The following is a 24,000-nucleotide window of genomic DNA, read 5'->3' on the forward strand; positions in this document are numbered from 1 at the left end:
TGTGACAAGATTTAAAATATAAAATAGGAGTTTCTTTTTCATTATTAATTGGATATTATTTTTAGGTTAGGATTTTCTTTGTATAATTCTTCAATCGCTTTTTTTGTAATTTTTGTATTCCATAAATACACCCTTTTTAAAGATGGCAGTTTTGCAAAAACAATAATGCTTTTATCTGTGATTTCGGTATTGTATAAATTAAGTACTTCCAAATGTGCAAGAGTTTCTATATGTTTAACACCTTCATCAGTGATATTGGATTTATGAATATTTAGATATGTTAGATTTTTAAACGCTGAAAGTCTTTTTAACAAATCATCTGTAAGTCCTGATTTACTTATATCTAACCATGTAATTTGCTCTTTCGCTTTTTCCAAAGTTTCAAAAGCCGATAGCGTTATTTCGTTATCGAAAAATTTCACATCTAACATGTGATGTTCTGCGGACAAAGGATTTACAAGCCACCCTTGTTCTGATAATTCTAACACAATTTGTTCATCCAACTTGGGGCTTTTAACCGTTTCATAATAAGGTCTTTTTTTTGTGTTTAATTTAAAATCTCTTTCAAAAAGATTTTTTAACTCTTTTGGGAATTTATAAGACAATAATCTGCCGTCAAAAGATGCTCCTTCAGCAATCCACCATTCTAAAAGTTTTAGTTCTGTAAATGTTAATGCAGTGCCTTTAGGAGGCATAAATTTTTTACTGCTTTCAGGAAAGGTAGATCGTAAAAAAAGTTCACTATTATAAGGTTGAAAAGGTGTAATAACCATACCATTATCACCACCATCATTCACTTTATCTGTATTGGTAAGGTTAAGTCCGCCATTAGATTTCGTATCATTATGACAGCTAATACATTTATTGTTCAAAATAGGTTGTATCAAATGTTTAAATACAACTATAGAATCTGGGTTTGATGGTATTTTAAAATTAGATTTCTCTTCATCCCCTTTTAAAAATTCTGGGGCATATGCTGTTAAATAATCGCTTCCATGTGTTAAGTTTCCTCCCAAATGTCCTGTTATAGAAATGAGTACGATTAATAAAATAATTATTGTTTTAGACGAGATAAACGGAATGTTTATTTTTCCTGATTTTATAGCCCATCCTAAAAACGATAAAACTGCTAATAAAATTCCTAACCATTGATGCCAAAACAAGGTGTTACTTTCATACCCTCCTTGTTTGGATAACATATATCCTATTATCGCTGAAGCTACGGCTCCTAGTGCTCCACATAACATAGAAATGGATATAGCTGTATTTAAGGAGGCATACTTAATTTTATAAGCTGAAGACAGTATTTCCATGATACCTGCCAATAAGAGAAAACCAATAGGCAAATGCACAATTAAAGGGTGAAATCTCCCTAAAAAAATGACTATATCTGACACTTCACCCATTATCGTTTCGCTTTATAAATATCTTTTTTTCCATGTATTCATCATGGCTACATTCATTTTAAACTGGTCAGCGACGGGTTGCTGAGTGTATGGCAACTGCCACATATAATCCTTTGGTCCAAATTCAGGAGTAATGGTTAACAACTCGTTTTTTTCTTTTTTCATGTCAACAACTTTATCCCACCAAGCAAAATGCACATCTGTAGCTTTTTTCCATTCTGGCGCCCTAAAATCTGGAACTTGAGGCCCTTCTTTAAATCCTACTCTACCATGTATATTATCTACTCTTTTAAGAACTTTATTCACAATGTCTTTTTGATCTTCTAGGAATGATTCTGATACATTACACCAATGCGAAATGTCTAATGTCAGTCTTAATTCTTTCAATTCATTTAAATAAGACTCGCTTAGATGTGCTGCAAATAAAGCACGCCCTCTATGCGTTTCTTGATAAATGGGAATACCACTTTCTTTTGATTTTTGAAGCCCTATCTTAAATAGCTCTACATTTTGCTCAAAGGAGAAATAATCTTTACCTGCATGACAATTGATATGATGTGGTCTACAGGCTATCATTTTATTCAGATTATCTGTAAATGTATCTACGTGCTTTTGAAAATTATTGCTTTCTCCACTACTTGCAAATCCACTATATGAAATCCCATATTTTGCAATAGCTTCAAAAAAATCAGCCTTTTGCCTCTCATCTTTTGGAGGGCCAACAGCAATACCATCATAGCCCTCTCGTTTTGCTGCTTTTGCTATGTCATCATAAGAACCTTTAAATCCCCATTTTGTTAAATAAAAGGCCAAACCAAAACCAGATGAATTGGACATTTTCGGAGTTAAAGCTTTCACTCCTGAAAATGTTAATCCGGCACTAGCCAATGCTGTTGTTGTTATAAATTGTCTTCGTTTCATAGCTTACTAACTTAAAATATCTTTAACGACATGCCCGTGAACATCTGTTAATCGGTATCTTCTACCCTGGTGTTTATAGGTAAAGTGTTCATGATTTATGCCCATAAGATGCATGAGTGTCGCTTGAAAATCATGTACGTGAACCGGGTTTTCAATGGGGTTAAATCCAAAATCGTCTGTTGCTCCATATGATATTCCAGGTTTAACACCCGCACCGGCCATCCACATAGTGAAAGCATAGGGATGATGATCTCTTCCCCAGTTTTTTTCATCCTTTATATTACCCTGTAAAAATGGAGTTCTCCCAAATTCTCCTCCCCAAATCACTAAAGTATCTTCCAACATACCACGTTGTTTTAAGTCCTTTATCAATGCGGCACTTGGGGCATCTGTATCTTGACATTGAATTTTTAATTGATGATTTAAATTTGTATGTTGATCCCAACCTGCATGCATACATTGTGTAAATCTCACTCCTCTTTCAGCTAGTCGTCTTGCCATAATGCAATTGTATGCAAAACTCCCTTTTCGCTTAACATCTGGTCCATACATATCTAACACATGCTGTGGTTCATCAGATAAATCTGTTAATTCAGGAACGCTCATTTGCATTTTATAAGACATCTCATATTGAGAAATTCTAGTATTGATTTCTGGATCTCCAAACTCTTGATAATTCATTTCGTTAAGCGCTTGCATATCATCCAGCATTTTTCTCCTTGTATTACGACTAATGCCCTCTGGGTTTTTTAAATAAAGAACAGGATCTCCTCCACCCCTAAATTTTACACCCTGAAATTTTGAAGGCAAAAAACCACTTCCCCAATAATAATCGTAAAATATTTGTCCGCAACTTGCTTGTTTATCAACGGAAGTCATGGCCACAAAATCTGGTAAATCTTTAGCTGTACTTCCTAAACCATATGTTAACCATGATCCTATACTTGGTCTACCGGGTTGTTCATTACCCGTTAAAAAGAATGTAATAGCAGGTGCATGATTTACAGATTCAGTATACATTGACTTGATGAAACATAAATCATCTGCTACTTTGGCCGTTTCTGGCATAAAGTCTGAAACCCAAGCGCCACTTTGCCCGTGTTGTGCAAAATTGCTAATCTCTCCAATTACAGGTCTATCTAATTGACCACCTGTCATCGTTGAAAAACGTTTACCATGTGTAAGTTCATCTGGAATCTGTTTACCATGCCATTTTCTTAACATGGGTTTATAATCAAACAAATCGACATGAGAAGGAGCGCCATTCTGAAATAAATAAATAACACGTTTCGCTTTTGGCGGGAAATGAGGCAATCCTAAGTTATTCTTTAAATGCGCATTTATAGAACCAATGTTTGAACCAAACAATACACTAGGATTAATCATTGAAGCCAATGCCGCTGCTCCAACCCCTTTTGCCATTTTTCCAAAAAAAGCACGTCTTGTTAAATTCGCTTGATGCGCTTCAAAAGGATGTAAAATATTCTTTTTCATTATTGTCTGGTTATGGTTTCATCTAAATTTAAAATCATAGAAGTAATAACAGCATAGGAAGCTAGTTCTGATACATCTAATTCTTCATCAATAAGATACTCTCCTGCATGAATTATTTTTTCAGCTTCTCTTAAATTTCCATTATATTCTTCTTTTAATCTTTCTAGTCTATTTTTTAATATGTCTAACTCTTGTTTTTTAGGAGTTCTTGAAGTTATTTTTTTGAAGATATATACAATCCTATCCTCGATAGAGTTTTTTTGTTTCATAACCTTCGCCGCTAAAACTCTAGAGGCTTCCAGGTATGTAATATCATTTAAAGTATTTAAAGCATGCAAAGGTGTATTGGTTCGCATAGCTTTAACGGCGCTTTTTTGTCTAGTAGAATTATCAAACAATACTGTTGGTCCTACTATACGTCTCCAAAAAGTGTATAGAGTTCTTCTGTAAAGGGCATCACCATGATCTTGCTTGTATTTGATTTTACCGAAGGAAGCTTCTTCCCATATACCTGATGGTTGATATGGTCTTACAGGTTTTCCACCTAAAGAATCAACCAGTAAGCCACTTGTAAATAGCGCTTGGTCTCTTAGCATCCATGATGGTAATCTTACTCTGGATGCATGCGATAATAATTTATTCTCTGGGTCTAATTCTAATATATAACTAGACACTTTTGAGGATTGCCTATACGTTGCACTCATTACTATTTTCTTAAAAAGTGCTTTTAAATCCCAATGATTATCTTGAAAATCTCTAGATAACCAATCTAATAACTTTGGATGGGTTGGAAGCTCCCCTTGAACACCAAAATCATCAACAGTTTTAACAATACCATTCCCAAAAAAAGCTTGCCAGTACCTATTAACAGTAACTCTAGAAGTTAACGGTTGTTCTCTGGACACGAGCCATTTAGCCAAGGCTAATCTGTTATTTTTAATATCAATCGGCAATTTAGGTAAAGCTTTTGGCGTGTTCATATAAACTTGTTCGTCCAATCGCGGGTTATCATAACCGCCTCTGTTCAAAACATAGGTATTACGCTGTTCTTTTAGATTATCCATTACCATGACTTGAGTAATGGAAGATGCTAATTCGTCATATTCTGTTTTTAAATCGAAAACGTTCTTTATAAGTTTTCCGTATTCATCCTTTTGTTTAAAATATTTTGATAGTCTTTTGTATTGATTTTTAGCTCTAAGTTTGGCCGGTCTTGCTAAAATTCTAGGGTCTAATCCATTCAAATCTTTTGCTTTTTTAGATTCGGAAGTAGGTTTCCCTTTTTCTCTAGGAAATTTCACCAATTCAGTTTTATCTACTTCATTGTAAAGTTTTTCTATATAAGCTTGAATTTTCTCAATTTCCTTTACTTGGTGCTCTTCTCCTATATTTAATAGAGGAGCCTGATTTCCTCCCCAACCACCTCCTTCTTCAGAGGTTTGATTAAAATAGTCAAACAATTGATAGTATTCCTTTTGAGAAATAGCATCAAATTTATGATCATGACATCGAGCACATTCTAAAGTCAACCCCAGCCATACCGTACCTGTGGTTTCTACCCTATCAAAAACATTTACAACACGTGTTTCTTCAGGAATAGTTCCGCCTTCAGTATTATATGGATGATTTCTATTAAAAGCAGAAGCCAAAACATCATCTTGAGTTGCATCGGGAATTAAATCTCCTGCCAATTGTCTGATAGTAAAATCATCATATGGCATATTACTGTTAAAAGCTTTTATAACCCAATCTCTCCAAGGCCACATATCTCTAGTAAAATCACCTTGAAAACCATTAGTATCTGCATATCTAGCGACATCCAACCACTCCCATGCCCAGCGTTCTCCGTATCGAGGAGAATTAAGTAAACGATCGACTAAATTTTCATATGCACGCTCTGAAGTATCATTCTTAAAGGCTTGGATGTCTTTAATAGATGGAGGTAGTCCAATTAAATCAAAAAACAAACGACGGATTAAAGTTTCTTTATTTGCTTCAGGAGAAGGGTTTAAATTCTTTGATTCTAAATTGTTAAGAACAAAATAGTCTAGTTCATTTTTTACCCATTCGGTATTTTTTACTTCTGGAAGTGTTGCTTTAATTGGTGCTGTAAACGCCCAATGCTCTTTCCATTCTGCTCCTTGTTCAATCCATTTAATTAAAAGGGCTTTTTCCCTACTTGTTAATTCTAATTTTGAGTCTGAAGGAGGCATTATAAGCTCATCATCATGAGAAAGGATACGATTTACTAAATCACTTTCCCAAGGTTTATTGGGATGAATAGCAGATATCTCTTTATCTTTTAACAAAGCAATAGCACTCTCTCTAACATCAAGTCTTAAATCTGCTGCTCTTGCATTTTCATCTGGTCCATGGCAATGAAAACATCTATCTGATAATATGGGTCTAATATGAAAATTAAAATCGACAACCTTAGGAAGATTTTTGTACTCAGAATTTATGGTATCAGGTAGCTTGGAATTACATCCTAGAAAAACAAGTCCTAAAAAAATAAATAAAAACTTTTTCACTATAGTTAACTTCCTTTTTACTTAAAATAGATTAGTAATATTTCCAAAAATCTACATTGGCCAGTTCATCATGTGATTTATCACCTAACTCTTTAGCCTTTTGTTTCATTTCATTTCGCATGGAAGCAACAATCTCTGCATATTCGGGAAAATCTGCCATATTAAAGATTTCCCAAGGGTCTTTAGTAATGTTAAACAATTGTGTAACCCTAGAACCAGAAATAAAATCCCCACGTTTTCTACTCACATCAGGAGCTCTAACATATTCTATCAATTTATAATCTCCTTTTCTATAAGCACGTTGGTGCTGGCGATACACATGATAGGTGTAGTCTCTTACGCTCTCTGTTTCATTATTTATTATAGGTAATAAACTTGTTCCAGACACAGAGGCAGGTTTCTTAATACCTATCATATCGCAAAGTGTTGGTAATATGTCTAAATTGTAACAAAAAGCATCCTCTCTTCTCCCTTTATTAGCTTCATCTATTAATCCTCCGGAAATAATAAAAGGAATATGCACACCATCTTCATCATATATATTTTGCTTACCTAACAATCCATGATTTCCAACAGCTAAACCACTGTCTCCTGCCATTATAATAATAGTATTTTCATACAATCCGCTTTCTTTTAAAGCTATAATAACCCTACCGATTTGGGCGTCTAAATGTGTGATTATTGAATAATAATCAGATAAATGTCTTTTTGATATTTCTTCTGTTCGAGGCCATACATCTAATAGCTCATCTCTTAAAACAATATGTCCATTATCAAAGGGGTGTTGTGGCATATACGAAGGCAATAATCCAATTTCATCTTCAGGGTACATGTCTTTATATTTTTTCGGAGCTTGTCTAGGATCATGCGGTGTTGGAAAGGCCAAATAATGAAAGAAAGGTTTTTTCTTATTGTAATTAGAAATAAAATCAACACTAGCATCTGCTAACACTTCAGAAACATGGGGTCCTTTTTTTTCGGTTGCTGTTGGTCCTCTTTTATCAGTTTTAGCAATGGGGCGTCTTTTTACATTTCCATTTTCATCATACTCCAACAAATAAACATCTTCCATTACATATTTTCCATCTGCATGCCAGTCACTATAAGGCATTCTATATTGGTCTGTTAAATATGCAGGTTTACCACAAAGTTTATCTCCAGTATCAAAAGATCTAGATAGAGACCCAAAATCTTGATGCCACTTTCCAACATGATGGGCATGGTAGCCTTCTTTTTTAAACATTTCCCCCATTGTTGTGTGCTCTTTAGGAATATCGAACCCACGACCCTGTAATTGAAAAACGTTTCTTCCTGTAAGTAACATTGCTCTACTAGGCACACAAGTTGCACCGGAAAACGACCCCATTAAGTATGCTTTTGTAAACGCAATACCATCATGAGCAAGATTGTCTAAATTGGGGGTTTTTACAGCTTCACCCCCTAATGCGTGAACTCCAGAATAACGATGATCATCCGTATAAATTACTAGAACATTAGGTTTGGTTTCTTTTTGTGCTTTTAACTGAATAGATAAAAAGACCAGTACACTTAGAAGTATTATTTTTTTCATTATTAATAAATTAATTTCTATCATTTAAATTGAGAATCTACATTAATCGTTAGAAATGTTACTAATCAAAACGTAATATTTCTATAACAATTTATTTCAAATGTAGACCCAAAATCTAATCTTCAATAAAAAATAGACTACATAATAACTACATTATATTGAAAAAAGGAAATATTAAAACTATATTTATCTCATATACCAACATTAAAAAAAATTCAAAAAAATGCTGTATTTCAGACTTTTAACAATCATATTAATGATTACATTCATTAAACCTAAAGTCTATGCTTCAATTTCAGACACTATACCACCAATAAATACAACTATACAGCAATCAAAAAAATTCATTCAAGAAGGATATTCTATTGCTCATGAAAATCAAGAAAAAGCGTATCAACATTTTTTAAATGGAGCTACATATTATAAATTGAAAAAAGATACTACGGCATATATAAATTGTATGCTTGGACTATCTGAAATTAAAATAAGACAAGGTAAGTTTAACAGGTCGTTTGAAATATTATGGGATATATTTCCTAAGGCAAAACAAAATTCTAATAAAAATTCATTAGCGTTGCTTCATCGAAAATTAGGGTCATTATATGGATTATATGGAAAGGACAGTCTTTCTCTATATCATCTAAAAAAAAGTGTTGAAATCGTGAAAAAAAATAATGCCCCTGAAAATCTTTTGCCTAGTTCTTATTTGCCATTAGCAATACAGTGTATTAACACTAAAAAATACGATACCGCTTTAAAATACTTAGACTCTTGTTATTTAAGTAATAAAAAAAAAAATAGGTTAATTTATATTGACGCCTATTATGGACATATACACACTAAAAAGAAAGATTATAGAAAAGCAAACATATATTTAAAAGGTCTTACATCTAAATTTAAAGAAAGAAAATTAGGCTTTTTAGCTATGGTTTGCTCTTTTAATGGAGATTTAAAATTATCCCTTAAAGAGACGGATAGTGCTATTTATTATTACAAAAAATCTCTAGAAGTTATAAACACCATGAAAGTGCATATTGAACAAAAAACGGAAGTTTTAGAGCAACTTGCTACCTTACATTTTAAAATCAATAAAAAAGCACAAGCTTTTAACTATATGAAAAGTGCTAAAGCAATCTCTGATAGCCTTTTCCACACTCAAAGTGAACATAACAAAGAATTATTTGAAATTAAAAACAAATACCAAGAAGATCTATCTAAAAAAGAAGCCAAAATAATCGCTCAAAACAAACTCATTGAATTAAAAGATATAGCTAGCTTTAGACAAAAACTTTTAATCAGTTTACTAATTTTATTAGCCGCTATTGGAATTTTAACTTTTAGACAACGGTACCGAATAAAAAAAATGCTTTACAATAAAGAAAAAAATGATGCTATTTTAGAAATAAGAAATAAAGAACTTACAGCTAACGCCCTACAAATTATTGAAAAAGACCATACCGTTAATGAACTATTAGAAACAATTAAAGAAAACATACCTCAAAAATATAAGTCACTAAATAACAAATACAAGCAAAGTAATGAAAAGTTATGGAACGATTTTCATCTTCAATTCACTAAAACCAACAGTGAATTTTATAAACGTTTACTTGAAATACACTCAAAACTTACTCCAAACGATTTAAAATGTTGTGCCCTCATAAAGCTAAAATTTGACAGTAAAGAAATGTCTCAGATTTTAGGAATCTCATTACATAGTGTGCATATGGCACGCTCTAGAGTTCGCAAAAAATTAAATTTATCCAGAGAAGAAAACTTAAGTAACTATATCGCTATGATTTAATACTAGACTTAGCATTAAAAATGTGACCATATAGCATCAATTCACTATATTTAAAAGTTGATTTTTTTTACATGAAAAAGTTTTTATTTCGTAGTCTTATATTATTAATTGTCTTACCTGGTATTGCATTAATATTAAGTAATTTTATTATTAGTAACTCTACAAATAATAAAACATTCGACAACATTTTAGACATTCCTAAAAACAAAGTAGGGCTTGTTTTAGGCACTGCAAAAAAATTAGTTGGAGGACAACCAAACCCTTATTACACCAACAGAATTAGTGCTACTATAACTCTATTTAATTCTAATAAAATAGAGTTTGTTTTAGTAAGCGGTGATAATGGAAGTGTTTATTACAATGAACCCAATAGTTTCAAAAGAGATTTAATTAAGGGTGGTATTCCTGCTGATAAAATATTTTTAGATTATGCAGGCTTCCGCACTTTAGATTCTATGGTAAGAGCCAAGGCTGTTTTTGGCCTGGACTCTGTTACTATAATTTCTCAAAAATTTCACAATGAAAGAGCAATTTATATTGCTCAAAAAAAAGGATTAAATGCCATTGGATTTAACGCCAAGGATATTGAAGGTAAATCTGGACTTAAGGTACATCTTAGAGAATACTTTGCACGAGTAAAAGTATTTTTAGACCTTTTATTTAATACGCAACCTAAATTCTTTGGAGATAAAATTAGTATTAAGTAAACTACCTCGGGGCAAGCCCACGAGGCATTTATTAGGAAACTAATTTTGATTTCGAGGCAAGCCTCGGAGCATTTAAATCTCGATTATCGAGTAATACTTTTACTTAACCAATACAATTAAAGTTCTCTCATTTTGCTTATGCAAAAAATCTAAACAATACGCTCCATTAACACACCTATTAACAATCTGTTCCTCTCCGTAGCCTATAGCCCCTACTATATTAGAAACAGATGCACCTTTTTTAAGTAAATAAAATTTTATGGCATCGGCTCTTTTTTGAGATATTTTCTTATTAGTTGAAGTATATCCTTTACTACTAGTATGTGTTTCTATTCTAAGCTGTAATTGGGGGAAATTTCTTATGGTCTCAATAACTTTATCTAATTCAACAGCTATTAAAGGGGTTACTTCACTCCTACCTTTATCAAAGTAAAACTTATTAAGCTTAATAACTTCTTTATTTTCTTTTTCTTCCACCAAGTCTTTTAAAGCCACAATTCCCATATTTAATGGAGCCTTTTGCGCTTCTACCATTCCTTCTTCATTGTAAGTTACTGAAAAAGAAGAATATCCCTCTTTACTTGTATTTATGGTTATTTGTTTTTGCCAAGGCAGTTCTATACTATAATCTCCATCCTCATTAGTATATATTTCTCTTATAACACTTCCTCTATTATTTAATAGTTTCACCAAGGCTTTTTCTACACCTCTACGTGTTTTAGAATTTATTACTCTACCTTTTATAGCAAAAGTTTTTAGACCTATTTGGTCTGACACACTAAATTTATAAATATCATCTTTTCCTTTTCCCCCTGCTCTATTGGAAGAAAAATACCCTATTAAGTTATTTGTTTTATCATTTTTCACAATGAACCCAAAATCATCGGATTTAGAGTTAATTCCGCTCCCCAAATTAATTGGTATACTATAACTCTGGTCTGCTTGTATGTTCGTTTTATAAATATCCATTCCACCAAAGCCATAAAATATGTCTGATGCATAATACAAACTACCATTATATATATAAGGTGCTATTTCATTTGCAGGAGTGTTAATTTTAGGGCCTAAATTAATTGGTCTAGACATAATTTGTCCATTATTGGTTTCTACATAGTATAAGTCAGTACCACCATAACTATCACTAAAATTAGCTGCAAAATACAATCTATTTGTTTCTACCTGATAATGTGGGTAATAAAAAGAAGTGCTTAAATCCTTTAACAAATACCTAAAAGTATTTGTATCATCAAAGACCCCTATAGCTAAAGAATTTTTTCCTTCTTCATTAAAAGCCATATTATCGCCATTACTATTAGAACGTATATAAAAAAGTTTTTTCAAAGTTTCTGAATAATAAGGTGTAGCCTCATGATAACCAAATTCTGGTATTCCAGTAAAAGGATTAGGGTTTAAAACTTCTCCTGTTGAATTTACTTTTGCAATGTATATATCAAGATAACCTTCTGCATTAGATTTAGAGGCTTTTTTGTAACTAGCTATTCTACTACTACTAAATAATATTTTATCCTTATAAAAGGATGGAGAAAAATCTGCTTGAGGGCTATTTATAGAAAGGTTTTCTATTTTGAAATCTTGAGAGGATACCCCTCCAGCTAACAACTCTTTATTAAATTGATAGTTCTTAAATAATTCTTCGGATAATAAATGTAATTTAGATTGTAAAAAAGCATCAACCCTTTCTTTCTGATTATTTTTAGACAAACTTTGAAGCATTTTATTTACTCTATGAGTAGATAAAATAGTATCATTTTCTTTATTAATATTAATATATAATTGCGAAGCGTTTTTAAAATCTTTTATTTGAAAATAACTATCTGCTAATTTTAGTTGTTGTTCTTGCGTTAATGGCCATTTTGTTTCCTCTTTACGGTACTCCTCTATAGCTTTAGTAAAATTATATTCATAAAAATAGATATCTGCTTTAGACTTTTTATTTTGTCCAAGAGATAATTTACTTACTACTAAAAATACTATTATTATATATCTAAATTTCATATTCTTACAAGCTTTAGAAAAATCTTGGAGTATCAATTTGTTTTGGCTTCCCTTTTGCATTTTGGCTTTCTCCTTTATTAGAAGACTTATTAGTTCTATTCGTATTGGAACTTCTTCCTAAATAAAACTTAAGAATAAATTCATGAGAACCGCTATTAAAATCTCCTAAGAGGTTTGTATTATAATCATAAGAATAACCAACATACATTGTGTTAGATATTTGAAAACCAGCTAACCCACTAAAAGCATTATCTACTCTATAGGATACTCCTGCCGTAAATACATCTTTAATTAAAAAATTAGTAGACACATTAATATTAACAGGTGCTCCTTGTAATGAATTTATTAAAAATGCGGGTTTAAATTTAAGTCCTTCCGACAAGTTAAACACATAACCACCTACAAAGTTAAATTGTATTTTGTCTTCTACAACAGTAGCAACATCCTCATTATATACACTTTCCGTCAAAAAATTAGGAATTGAAGCCCCTAAATACCACTGATTCCCATACATGAAAAGACCTGCTCCTACAGTAGGATAAAATTTGTTTACTGTTTCTCTATCTAAAATTGGCTCTCCAGGGTTTTCAAAGGTACCTTTAGAAAAATCTACATTCAAAAATGACCCTCCAGCATCTATTCCAAAAGATAGCTTTGTTTCATCGGTTACTTTAACTTGATAAGAATATGCTATATCTAAAAAAGTTTGTGTTAATGGTCCTATTTGGTCATTTATAATATTAATTCCCAATCCCATTTTTTCATTTTGGAAAGGAAGGTTTGCTCCCAAACGTATAGTTCTTGGAGCCCCATCAATATCTATCCATTGCGCTCTATATGCTGCACTTATTTCTGGAGACTCAACACTCCCAACATAGGCAGGGTTAAAACTTCCAATATTATACATATACTGCGTATACTGGGGTTCTTTTTGAGCAAAAACCGATGTTATACTAAATAACAAAAGTAATATGGAAACAAACAAAAATTGCTTTTGTATGTCTATCTTATATTTCATATACATTATCTTATTAACTGTATCCAGCCTTTTTTAACTTTAGAACCATCTCCTAAATCTAGAATATAAAAATAAGTTCCGCTAGGAGATTGTTTCCCTTCATAAAATCCGTCCCAAATTATAGTGTCCGTTATATTTTTTCTTTCTAGTATTAAGCTTCCATAACGGTCAAAAATTGTAATAGAGAGGTTAGGAAAATCAGGTAATATATTAGAATCTTGAACCTTTAAAACATCATTTGTACCATCACCATTTGGAGAAAACTGGTTGAACAAAAATCCTTCTTCGGCTGGTGTAGGTTCACTAACTGTTACCTCCACAACTGCCTCATTATTTTCAAGATTACTATCCGTTGGAAAAGAACTTAATAACGTAGCCGTATTTGTAAATAATCCTTCATTAGGGACTGTTACCGTAATTATTAAAGTAGCTTCTTCCCCTCTTTCTAAGACTGGAATTTCCCAAATACCTGTATTTATATCATAGACACTACCTGGTTCTGCAATTGGATCTTCTACGATAGTAAAATTATCTGTGTTTATAATTTCTGAAATTCGTATTTGCGAAACACTTTCCCCTTCTTGAGATTTATTTTCAACCTTTATTGTAAACACTATTTGGTCACCTACTAACGGCCTACTACTTAGTGCTGCTTTAGTAATTTCTAAATCTGTTCCCTCAGGGATATCTAATTCTAAAGAAACTGTTGCTGTATCATTAGCTAAGTTATTATCTAATGGAAATGATTCTAATAATTCTGCTGTGTTGGTATAAACTCCTCCTGCTAATACAGTAGCCTCTATAGTTAACGTAGCTGTTGCATTAGCCTGTAAATTTTCAAAAATCCAATTACCACTTACTTCATCATACATTCCTGTAGATGTTTCACTAGAAACATACTCAAAACCAGATTCTAAAACATCTCCTATAGTTATATTTTTTCCTTCATTAGCAGATATATTATTCACTGTAATGGTAAAAATTACATTCTCCCCTAGTATAGCATTTGGATTATCTAATGTTTTTAAAACTTCTAAATCTATAGGGTCTGGTGTACAATCTGAGACCACGGTAATAGTTACCTCTGTAGAGCTATTTGTACATGGGGCTTGCGCTCCAGTAGTTGTATATCTAAATATATATTCCCCTACAGCTTCTTCTAAGAAATTAACTTCATTGTCTTGGTTAATCTCTAATGTGGCTGGGCCCGACACAAAAGTCCACTCCCCTTCATCTACATCTCCTGATAAACGAGTGTCTAAATCTATAAGACTTAACGGTTGTTGTGTAGAGTTTAAATTACATGCCGTAGCATTACTAGGAATACCAGAAGAAGGTGTTTCCAATATAGTTACCTCAACCGCTATTCTTTCTAACGAAGGGCAACCATTTGCTATGGCTTCTGCATAAAAAAATGTGCTTTCATCCACTATAGGCGTTACAAAAGAGCTTCCTGTTCCTATTTGTGTTCCTCCAGTTGGTCTATCAAACCATCGTATAGATGCTCCGTCACTAGGAGTTGCGGTTATTAAGCCTGAATCTGATTCACATTTTGTTTCTCCTGTAGTTGAAATTATTGTAGGTATTTCATTAGAAATTAATTCAATTTCTAAAACACCTCCTGCACAATTGTTAGCACTATCATAAAAATAACCAAAGAAGGACCCTTGAACCGTAACATCTTGACTTTCTGCTGGTGTTAAACGCGCTCCCGAATTAAGTGGATTAGAAGATTGACTCCATCTTAATTCCATTCCTGCTGGTGGTGTAGAATCTGTATACTCATTTAAGTTTGCTTGTATAGCTCCACAAAATTCTGCGCTTGGCGCATCTGGGCTTAACAATGGTGTTGGTGCACAATTATCATCATCTCCAATAGTTCCTGTTGCTCTACCATCTCCAGCAATAAGAACTCCATTAGTCGCACCACTTAAACGAATTGTAAAAGTCTCCGATTCTTCTAAAAGATCATCATCATTAATTGGAACCTCTATTGTTTCTGTCTCCCCTTGTGTTCCTGCAAAAGTTACGCTACTAGCTACGCCTGTAAAATCTACCCCACCACCTGTTGCGGTACCATTTGTAAATGCATAATTAACTGTTGTGCCACCTGCTACCGCATTATCTAAAGTTACTGTAAACACTAAATTACCACCTACAACATCTTCATTTTCTGTAACATCTGCAATACTAAGGGTTGCTGTATCATTATCTTGAATAGTAACTGTGGCAGTACGCGCAGAAGCTGGCGTTGCTAAATCATAATTTGTACCAGCAACTAATCGTATTACTACCGTTTCGGAACCTTCAAAAATAGCATCATCAGTAGGGTTAATTGTTATTAAACCTGTTTCCTGCCCATTAGGAATAGATACAGTTGTACCAATACTTGCATAGTCTGCACCAGTAGAAGTAGATGTACCTAGTATTTGAAAATTAACTACAATTGGGCTTCCTGTAGTATTAGCCCTTCCTAAATCTACTGTAAAAACACCATTTCTCCCTACTTCTGCAGCTTCTGTAGCTGTCGCATCTGTAGCGGTTAAGGATGCTATATAAATATCATCATCTTCGTTAGTAACTGGAACATTAGCAACTGTCCCACCATTTAAAGTATTATAATCAGGATCTGCAGAAGTTACATTACCTGTAATTATACTGTAATTTTGTGGTCCATCTACTAACACATCATCTACTCCTGTTACTGTAACAAGAACTCCACTATCCCAATTAGCAACAGGGATATTTACTGTTGCAGGTACTGTCCCTTCTGTTGCATCTGAACTAGACAAAGCAATATTTACAGGATTTTCAGGTTGGCTATCTAATGTTACTCTAAATGTTGCTGTTTGTCCCGCCTCTGTAGTATTCCTATTTATTGCCGTAACATTTACTCCTGCTGTATCATTATCTGCAATAGTAACAGTACCACTTTCAGAACCTACTAAAGGAGTAAATGATGTACTACTAGTACCCGTTATAGTTAACAATACGGTTTCGGCTCCTTCTATAAAATTATCATCTATTGGTAGTATATTTATATTTCTTGCAAGTTGAGTTGCATTAAAAGTAGCTGCCCCGGTAGTAGTATAATCCTCTGTAGCCCCCAATATAGCAGAACCTGTTAATGTGTAATTAACCGTTAGAGATGTTCCCGTATTATTATTATCACTTAATCTTAATAGAAAACGGCCATTTACTGGACCTTCTTCGTCTGCATTAGGTATACTTTCAATAACTCTAACCGTTCCTGTATCATCATTTAAAATCCCAACTATAGCAGTATCCGTAATATCAACAAAAAATAGAAAAAAGCCTGTTGGAATAAAATTATCCATCGATATTATTAATTCCTCTAAACCCTCTATATTAGTATCAGGAGTTGGCAAAACATTAAAATTTATTGTTTCACCATCATTTCCATTAAAATTTAATGTTTGACTTACAATGGGTGTATAATCATTATCTGATAGAAGAGCAGTATCATCAGAAGTAGAGATATCTACTGAAAATGGATTAGGAGTAGCTCCTGTTAAAGTAGCAGACATTACAATAACGCCATCATCTTCATTAGCACTTACATCTTCAATAGTTATTGTTTGACTGTAACTATTAACATTAAACAAAAGAATTAGTAAAAAAAATACCCCCTTTACTATTAAATGATATACATTATATTTTTCTTTCAATTTCATAACTGTTTTATGAATTAACACGAATTCAATCCACAGCAAAACAAGTATTTATAAGGCAAAATTTGGGTGTCAATATTACTAAAAAAATAAGCCATTACCTCAGGAAATAGCTTAAATTAGATTTTTTTGGATAAAATACAGTATTATAGGTTATTAGGTAATTATTCTATAATTGCAGCGCTAGTTATTACAGAAGAATTTATTTTATTAACTAAACCTTGCAACACTTTTCCTGGACCAATTTCTGTAAACTGTGTTGCACCATCTGCTATCATATTTTGTACACTTTGTGTCCATTTTACTGGTGCTGTAAGTTGTGAAATTAAGTTTTTCTTAATTTCAGAAGCATCAGTAACAGCGGTTGTAGTTACATTTTGATATATTGGGCAGTTAGGTGTATTAAATGTTGTTTGCTCTATTGCTGTAGCTAATTCTTCTCTTGCTGGTTCCATTAATGGAGAATGAAAGGCTCCACCTACTGGCAATACTAAAGCTCTACGAGCTCCCGCTTCTTTCATTTTTTCGCAAGCTTCATTAATTGCCTCTACTTCACCAGAAATTACTAATTGTCCAGGGCAGTTATAATTTGCAGGCACTACAATACCTTCTACAGAATCACAAATTTCTTCCACCACAGCGTCTTCTAATCTTAAAACAGCAGCCATTGTACTTGGCTTTATCTCGCAAGCTTTTTGCATTGCTAAAGCTCTTTGAGAAACTAATTTTAAAGCCTCTTCAAAATTTAATACCCCATTGGCTACCAGTGCAGAAAACTCTCCTAAAGAATGCCCAGCAACCATATCTGGTTTAAAAGAATCTCCCATTACTTTACTTAAAATAACAGAATGAAGAAAAATAGCAGGTTGTGTTACTTTGGTTTGCTTTAGGTCTTCTGGCGTACCATTAAACATAATATCTGTAATAGAAAACCCTAAAATAGCATTAGCTTGATTAAATAAATCCTTTGCTATTGGGTATTTTTCAAATAGGTCTAACCCCATTCCTACAAACTGAGCTCCTTGACCTGGAAATATATATGCATTCATTTTATTCATATTTAAGGCGGCAAAAATACATATTAAAAATAACTTACTTATTCTTCTTTAAACCAACTGGCATATTTAACGTAATTATCTGCTATTCTATTAACTTCTCCAGAACTTAGCTCTGGACTAATATCTTTTATTTTTTTTGCTGGCATTCCTGCGTAAACAGTACCTTCTTTTACATGTGTGCCTTTTGTTACTACGGCTCCTGCAGCTATAATACTATTACTTTCTATAATACAATCGTCCATAACAATACTTCCCATACCAATTAAAACATTGTCTTTAATAGTACAGCCATGTACTATTGCATTATGCCCAATGGAAACATTATTACCAATAGTGGTTGGTGATTTTTTGTACGTACAATGCACTACAGCGCCATCTTGCACATTTACTTTGTTCCCCATTTTAATGTAATGTACATCGCCACGCAAAACAGCATTATACCATACGCTACACTGGTCCCCCATAGTAACCTCTCCAAGAATAGTGGCGTTCTCGGCTATAAAACAATCGTTACCAAATTCTGGTGTTTTCCCTTTAACTGTTTTTATTATCATACTTTAAATTTATTTAAAAAAAGGAAAGCAATTCTTTTTTTCTACTAGCAGAAACAAGTATTTCTTTACCATTAGATAGTATTACACTACCTCCTTTTCCTTTTCTATATTTTACTATTTCGTTTACATTAACTAAAAAAGACTTGTGAATTCTTGCAAAAGAAAACGTACCTAATGCCTCTTCAAAATATTTTAGAGTTTTACTTACTACAATTTTTTTATTTTCTAAATATATCTCGGTATAATTATCATCTGCCTTGCAAAACAATATATCTGCAACATTTAAGACTTGAAAACCATCTTGTTGCGGTAAGGTTATTTTACCTTCTACTCCGTTAATTTTTGGAGTTAAAACGGTATCTGATATTTGTGCTTCTTTCTCTTTAATCTCTAAAACATAATCCACCGCTTTAATTAACTCATCTATATTTATAGGTTTCATTAAATAATATGCGGCATGGTTATTAAGAGCATCCATAGCATATTGGTTGTATGCGGTTACAAAAACGGTTTCAAAACTTCGTTCTGGAACTTTTTCTAATAAATCAAAAGCATTTCCAAAGGGCATTTCTACATCTAAAAAAACCAAATCTAAGGTGTTTTCTTGTATTAATTTTAACCCTTCTTCTATTGATGCTGCTTCCCCTAAGAGTGTTACTTTAAGACAATATTTTTGTAAATAATTACGAAGAATCTCCCTGCTATTTGCCTCGTCTTCTACTATAATTGCTTTTAATTCCATTATTCTTTTTTGAGTGTAAACTGTACTTTTGTTCCTATACCATCTTCTTGCAAATTAGAGATAGACACATCTACTTTATCTTTATGCATCTCGTTTAAAATGGCTATTCTTTTTTTGATATTCCCCATTCCTTTAGATTTCTGCTTTTTCTGGTTTTGGGTTTTTAGCTCTGCAGATTTTTTTCTTCCAATCCCGTTATCCACAATAACAATATGAACCACTTCATTAGAAACATACAGTATATTAATTTTTAAAAAACCTTTTTCCTCCTTATAACGCAAACCATGCCAAATTGCATTCTCTATATAAGGCTGTAATAACATAGGTGGAATTTGAAAAGAGTTTATATTAATTTTCTCATCTACAGTAATGCTATAATCAAATTTATCTGGGAAACGAGAATGTTCTAATTTCACATAAAGTTCTAACAATTCTAATTCTTTTGAAAACGGAATGAAATCTTCGTCTGAATTTTCTAAAACAGCTCGCATTAGAGTCGAAAAATCACTTAAATACCTATTGGCACTTCTCTCATCATTCTTAGAAATATAATTATTTACAGAATTAAGCGCATTAAATATAAAATGCGGATTCATTTGTGTTCGTAAAGAACGTAAAGCCAATAAGTTGTTTGCTATTTTTTGTTGCTGATTACTTCTATAAAAGAAAAAAGCTGCCAATGCCATTAAGACCAAACCTATTATTAAAGAGTAAATAACCCATTTTTGACGCTTATTATTTACTTGATATAACTGTTGTTCTGTAGAGGCCAGATCGTACTTGCTTTGTGATAATTCGCGTTCTTGCTCTAAGCCAGAAATTCTACTTTGCTTAGAAGCTAATTCTCTATTAAAACGGGCTGCCTGAGATATTTCTTGCTCTTTTCTTACATAAAGAGTATCAACCACTTTTACATATTCCTGGTAGGTTTCTAAAGCTTTACCAAAATCTCCTTTATACTTATAAACTTCCGATAATTTACGAGTTGCATCTTTTTGTACTACCAAATCATCCTCTACATCTGCCTCTACAATACTCTTTTCTAAATACGGTATTGCTTCTTCATACTTTTGTTGCGCCACATAAGCATTAGCTATCTTGTAATTTATTCTTTGTGATGTTATGGAGTCTGCCAGTACACCTCCTAATTCTTTACTTTTTTTTACTTTTCCAAAGCTATTTAACTCTCCTAGAGATTCTTTACGAAGTTTAATTTCCTCATCATACCTATTCTTTTTATTATAAAAATCGGCTACTTTCTCCTTTTCTTGTATTGCTCTTTGTGGGGCTTGCTTTTCTGATAATTCTAAAGAATTTGTATAAAATCCTTCTGCTTCTACACTCCTATTATCACTAGAATAAGCATCTGCAATTTTAGAATTTAAATCGGCCAATTTTGGCGCTATCTGATTTTTCTTAGCTATAACCAACCCTTCTTCATAAAAAGAAACAGCCTGATTTACATTTTCTAAACCTTTATAACTATCCCCTATTGTCTCATACAAAGTAACCTTTTGAAAAGGCACTAAGTTTTTAATGTTTAATAATGGTTCCAGTATAGCAATAGCTTTTTTATACTCTCCATTTAACACATAAGCTTTTCCTAACAAAAGGGACGTTTTAGAAGATTTGTATGCCTTAATTGCGTCTAAATAACTAGAAATTGCTAAATCTGTTTGGTTGTGTTGTTGGTACACTTCTCCTAAAAGAGATAAAGATTTTGCCAACTCTATCTTATTGGCTCTCTTGCCTAAACTTGCAATAGATTGGGTAATAAAATCTATGCTCTTTGCTATATCTCCTTTTTTATATTTTTTTGCAGAATCTAATAAAACTTCATGCTCTGAAACACTTTTTACCCAAGAACTACTTCTTGTTTTTTTTGCTTCAACAACATACCCTTCCACCAAAACATCAATATCTTCATAGCTTTTAACAGTATAATAAATCGTTTCTATTTCTGGACTTCTAAATAGTATTTCATCGCCTATAGCAACCTTAATCTTAAATTCCCCAAAACTATCTGTATTTGTGTATTGCCCACTATTTGTAGATACCTCAACATTACGTATGAGAGTTCTATTTTCTTTCCCTTTTACAGAACCCTTTATTTCTTTTTTAGAATTAAAATCTTGAGCATAGGTTCCAAAACAAAAACTAAATAGAACAATAAGTATGTATAGTGCTTTTTGCATGCTTTTTATATAACAACGTAAACTTAGCAGATTTATATGGCATTAAAAAATGGACTCACACGACATTTTAGCCTTTAAACCTCCTTTTATATGCCTTCACAAAGTTAAAACACGCTTTTACGCATTGAAAAGATGCGCTCCCTCATTCCTCATTTTTTTTTAAAAAAGTTGCCCATAGATTTGACCCAACATAAACACCTAAAAAAATGAATACAAAAGAAAAACACAATTTTAAAAAAATAACTCTGCTTCTTATTGCAGGCTTTATAGCGTTATTTATAGTACGTTTTATATATAGCTACAACGAAAAAGAAACTCCAATACAATTTAACAATCAACTTATTTCTGAAACTATATGGGATGTTAGAAAAAATTACGCTTCTAAAAAACATGAAGTATTTTCTAACACTAGTGCTGTTCCACAAACTAGAATAGACCAGAAATATGAAAAAATAGCAAAAATTAGTTCTGGTACAGCAGATTTTATTGCGGATGAAAAATTAATCAGAAATCAGATAAAAAACTATAAAGCTTTAATACAGTATGAAAACAAAAGCGGTAATACTGGTAATAGGAATTTAAATTTTTCTATTGGGGTGCCTCCAGAAAATTTTGATACCATGTACCAAAGCCTTATTAAAATAGGTGTGGTTTCTGCTAAGCAAATTACTAAAACAGATAAAACTAATGAATACAAAGAGCTAAATGCTAAAAAATTATCTCTTGAAAAAATTAGAACTGCGCTGGTAGAATTAAAAGCAAAAGGTGGCAGAATTGATGAGTTTATGCAGTTAGAAAATAGAATTTTAGAGATAGAACAACAGCTTCAAGATTTAGGAGTTAGCCTTGGTAATTTTGATGATGAGAATGAATTCTGTACCGTACAATTTACTTTATCTGAAGGTAAAAAAATAGATACTCCCATAATAACTAAAATTTTATCTGCCTTAGAATGGACCCTAGAAACCTATATAAAAATAATGGCTGCACTAACCTTTTTGGCTCTTTTCGCCTATTTAGTAAGCATCACTATTAATAAACTAAAAACATCTTAAAATCAATAAATAAATTCTAAAAAATAATAAAATGAAAAAAGTAAACGCTATTCTTAGTCTTTTATTTGCAGCATTAATTTGCTCTACAACTTTTGGTTGCGAACCAAAAAAGAAAACAAAAACTATTTACGCACAAGCATTAACAGAAAAGCCTATTGCCAATAACACCGTTAAAATTGCTTTATTACTAGATACTAGTAATAGTATGGATGGCCTAATAAACCAAGCTAAAGCACAATTATGGGATATTGTAAATAAATTTACGCATGCAAAATGTGGCAATGAAGCTAAACCTAACTTACAAATTGCATTGTATCAATATGGCAATGACGCCTTGTCTTCTAAAGAAGGATATATACAACAAGTTTTAAATTTTAGTGGCGATTTAGATGAAATCTCTGAAAAACTATTTTCACTTACTACTAATGGTGGAGAAGAATATTGTGGTGAAGTTATACAAACGTCGTTAAAACAATTAGAGTGGGGTAATAACCAGGACAACTTAAAACTAATTTTTATTGCTGGTAACGAACCCTTTACACAAGGAAAATTAAACTATGAAGATGCTGTTACCAATGCCAAAGAAAAAGATGTTATTGTAAATACTATTTTCTGCGGAAATTACGAACAAGGCATAAATAGCAAATGGAAAAAAGGTGCTACCCTCACTGGTGGAGAATATATTGCTATTAATCACAACAAAAAAATAGTACATATAGATACTCCTTATGATGAGGTTATTATTAAACTTAATTCTAAGCTAAATACTACCTACATTTCTTACGGTTCTCTTGGCGCATCTAAACATAAAATGCAAAGTACCCAAGATAGTAATGCAATGGAAATGGAAGAAGCCGTTGCTGTAAAACGTGCCGTTAGTAAAAGTTCTAGATTATATAAAAACAAAAATTGGGATTTAGTAGATGCTGCCGATGATGCTTCTTTTGATGTTTCTAAAGTTAAAAAAGAAGAATTACCAAAGGAGTTAAAAGAAAAATCTAGCGCAGAGATCAAAAGTTATATTAAAGAAAAGAAAACAGAGCGAGTTAAAATCCAGAATGAAATACAAGAATTAAATAAAAAAAGAAACGCTTACATAGCTAAAAACCAAAAAGAAAATGCAAAAGGCGAATTAGAAAATGCAATGCTTAGAGCAATTAAAAAGCAAGCTGCTGCTAAAAATTACAAGTGGGAAGAATAAATAATTAGTTGGTGTTTTGTAATGTGTCTATTCTTATTT

General features: G+C 32.4%; 16 protein-coding genes. 4 read left to right on the plus strand and 12 right to left on the minus strand.

Annotated elements, in window-relative coordinates; genetic code table 11:
• Nucleotides 1-44 precede the first annotated feature (44 nt).
• The 5 genes from CLV91_RS00745 to CLV91_RS00765 are packed head-to-tail and all read right to left on the minus strand — an operon-like array spanning nucleotide 45 to nucleotide 7,922.
• Nucleotides 45-1,406 (minus strand): c-type cytochrome domain-containing protein, encoded by a 1,362-nt coding sequence (locus CLV91_RS00745; RefSeq protein WP_121062996.1) that lies wholly within the window; start codon nucleotides 1,404-1,406, stop codon nucleotides 45-47.
• Nucleotides 1,407-1,418: 12 nt separating this feature from the next.
• Nucleotides 1,419-2,327 (minus strand): apurinic/apyrimidinic endonuclease family protein, encoded by a 909-nt coding sequence (locus CLV91_RS00750; protein WP_121062997.1) that lies wholly within the window; start codon nucleotides 2,325-2,327, stop codon nucleotides 1,419-1,421.
• A 6-nt stretch (nucleotides 2,328-2,333) separates the two neighbouring features.
• Nucleotides 2,334-3,821: a DUF1501 domain-containing protein gene (locus tag CLV91_RS00755; RefSeq protein ID WP_121062999.1), complete on the minus strand. Its 1,488-nt coding sequence runs from the start codon at nucleotides 3,819-3,821 to the stop codon at nucleotides 2,334-2,336.
• A complete protein-coding gene (locus CLV91_RS00760; RefSeq protein ID WP_121063001.1) occupies nucleotides 3,821-6,352 on the minus strand; it encodes a PSD1 and planctomycete cytochrome C domain-containing protein in 2,532 nt (843 codons plus the stop codon). Before CLV91_RS00760 ends, CLV91_RS00755 begins: the two co-directional genes overlap by 1 nt.
• A 31-nt stretch (nucleotides 6,353-6,383) precedes the next feature.
• On the minus strand, nucleotides 6,384-7,922 hold the full coding sequence (locus CLV91_RS00765; protein ID WP_245987113.1) for a sulfatase-like hydrolase/transferase: 1,539 nt from the start codon (nucleotides 7,920-7,922) through the stop codon (nucleotides 6,384-6,386).
• Between the two features lie 256 nt (nucleotides 7,923-8,178).
• Between CLV91_RS00765 and CLV91_RS00770 the strand changes: the two genes are divergently transcribed.
• On the plus strand, nucleotides 8,179-9,723 hold the full coding sequence (locus CLV91_RS00770; protein ID WP_121063005.1) for a hypothetical protein: 1,545 nt from the start codon (nucleotides 8,179-8,181) through the stop codon (nucleotides 9,721-9,723).
• A 71-nt stretch (nucleotides 9,724-9,794) separates the two neighbouring features.
• Complete coding sequence (locus tag CLV91_RS00775) at nucleotides 9,795-10,430, plus strand: SanA/YdcF family protein (protein WP_121063007.1); 636 nt, start codon at nucleotides 9,795-9,797, stop codon at nucleotides 10,428-10,430.
• Between the two features lie 99 nt (nucleotides 10,431-10,529).
• Here the strand turns inward: CLV91_RS00775 and CLV91_RS00780 are convergent, their stop codons facing one another.
• From CLV91_RS00780 to CLV91_RS00810, 7 genes are all read right to left on the minus strand, one after another.
• The gene (locus CLV91_RS00780; RefSeq protein WP_121063009.1) at nucleotides 10,530-12,446 is read right to left on the minus strand and encodes an OmpA family protein; all 1,917 of its coding nucleotides are present in this window, start codon (nucleotides 12,444-12,446) and stop codon (nucleotides 10,530-10,532) included.
• 13 nt (nucleotides 12,447-12,459) lie between these two features.
• Nucleotides 12,460-13,464: a PorP/SprF family type IX secretion system membrane protein gene (locus CLV91_RS00785; protein WP_121065600.1), complete on the minus strand. Its 1,005-nt coding sequence runs from the start codon at nucleotides 13,462-13,464 to the stop codon at nucleotides 12,460-12,462.
• Between the two features lie 5 nt (nucleotides 13,465-13,469).
• Nucleotides 13,470-17,159 (minus strand): Calx-beta domain-containing protein, encoded by a 3,690-nt coding sequence (locus CLV91_RS00790; protein WP_121063011.1) that lies wholly within the window; start codon nucleotides 17,157-17,159, stop codon nucleotides 13,470-13,472.
• Between the two features lie 161 nt (nucleotides 17,160-17,320).
• Nucleotides 17,321-18,205: an ACP S-malonyltransferase gene (gene fabD, locus CLV91_RS00795; protein WP_121065603.1), complete on the minus strand. Its 885-nt coding sequence runs from the start codon at nucleotides 18,203-18,205 to the stop codon at nucleotides 17,321-17,323.
• Between the two features lie 47 nt (nucleotides 18,206-18,252).
• A complete protein-coding gene (locus CLV91_RS00800; protein WP_121063013.1) occupies nucleotides 18,253-18,768 on the minus strand; it encodes a gamma carbonic anhydrase family protein in 516 nt (171 codons plus the stop codon).
• 13 nt (nucleotides 18,769-18,781) lie between these two features.
• Entirely contained in the window at nucleotides 18,782-19,510 is a 729-nt protein-coding gene (locus CLV91_RS00805) for a LytR/AlgR family response regulator transcription factor (RefSeq protein ID WP_121063015.1), read from the minus strand.
• Nucleotides 19,510-21,705 carry a tetratricopeptide repeat-containing sensor histidine kinase gene (locus CLV91_RS00810; RefSeq protein WP_121063017.1) on the minus strand — a complete coding sequence of 732 codons (2,196 nt, stop codon included), beginning with the start codon at nucleotides 21,703-21,705 and terminating at the stop codon, nucleotides 19,510-19,512. Before CLV91_RS00810 ends, CLV91_RS00805 begins: the two co-directional genes overlap by 1 nt.
• A gap of 206 nt (nucleotides 21,706-21,911) precedes the next feature.
• On the opposite strand from CLV91_RS00810, the gene CLV91_RS00815 reads away from it, so the two are divergent.
• Both CLV91_RS00815 and CLV91_RS00820 read left to right on the plus strand, forming a co-directional pair.
• Entirely contained in the window at nucleotides 21,912-22,760 is an 849-nt protein-coding gene (locus CLV91_RS00815; protein ID WP_121063019.1) for a DUF4349 domain-containing protein, read from the plus strand.
• 31 nt (nucleotides 22,761-22,791) lie between these two features.
• Entirely contained in the window at nucleotides 22,792-23,961 is a 1,170-nt protein-coding gene (locus tag CLV91_RS00820; protein ID WP_121063021.1) for a vWA domain-containing protein, read from the plus strand.
• The last annotated feature ends 39 nt before the right edge of the window (nucleotides 23,962-24,000 follow it).

The sequence above is a fragment of the Maribacter vaceletii genome, from assembly GCF_003634105.1.
Lineage (GTDB): Bacteria > Bacteroidota > Bacteroidia > Flavobacteriales > Flavobacteriaceae > Maribacter_B > Maribacter_B vaceletii.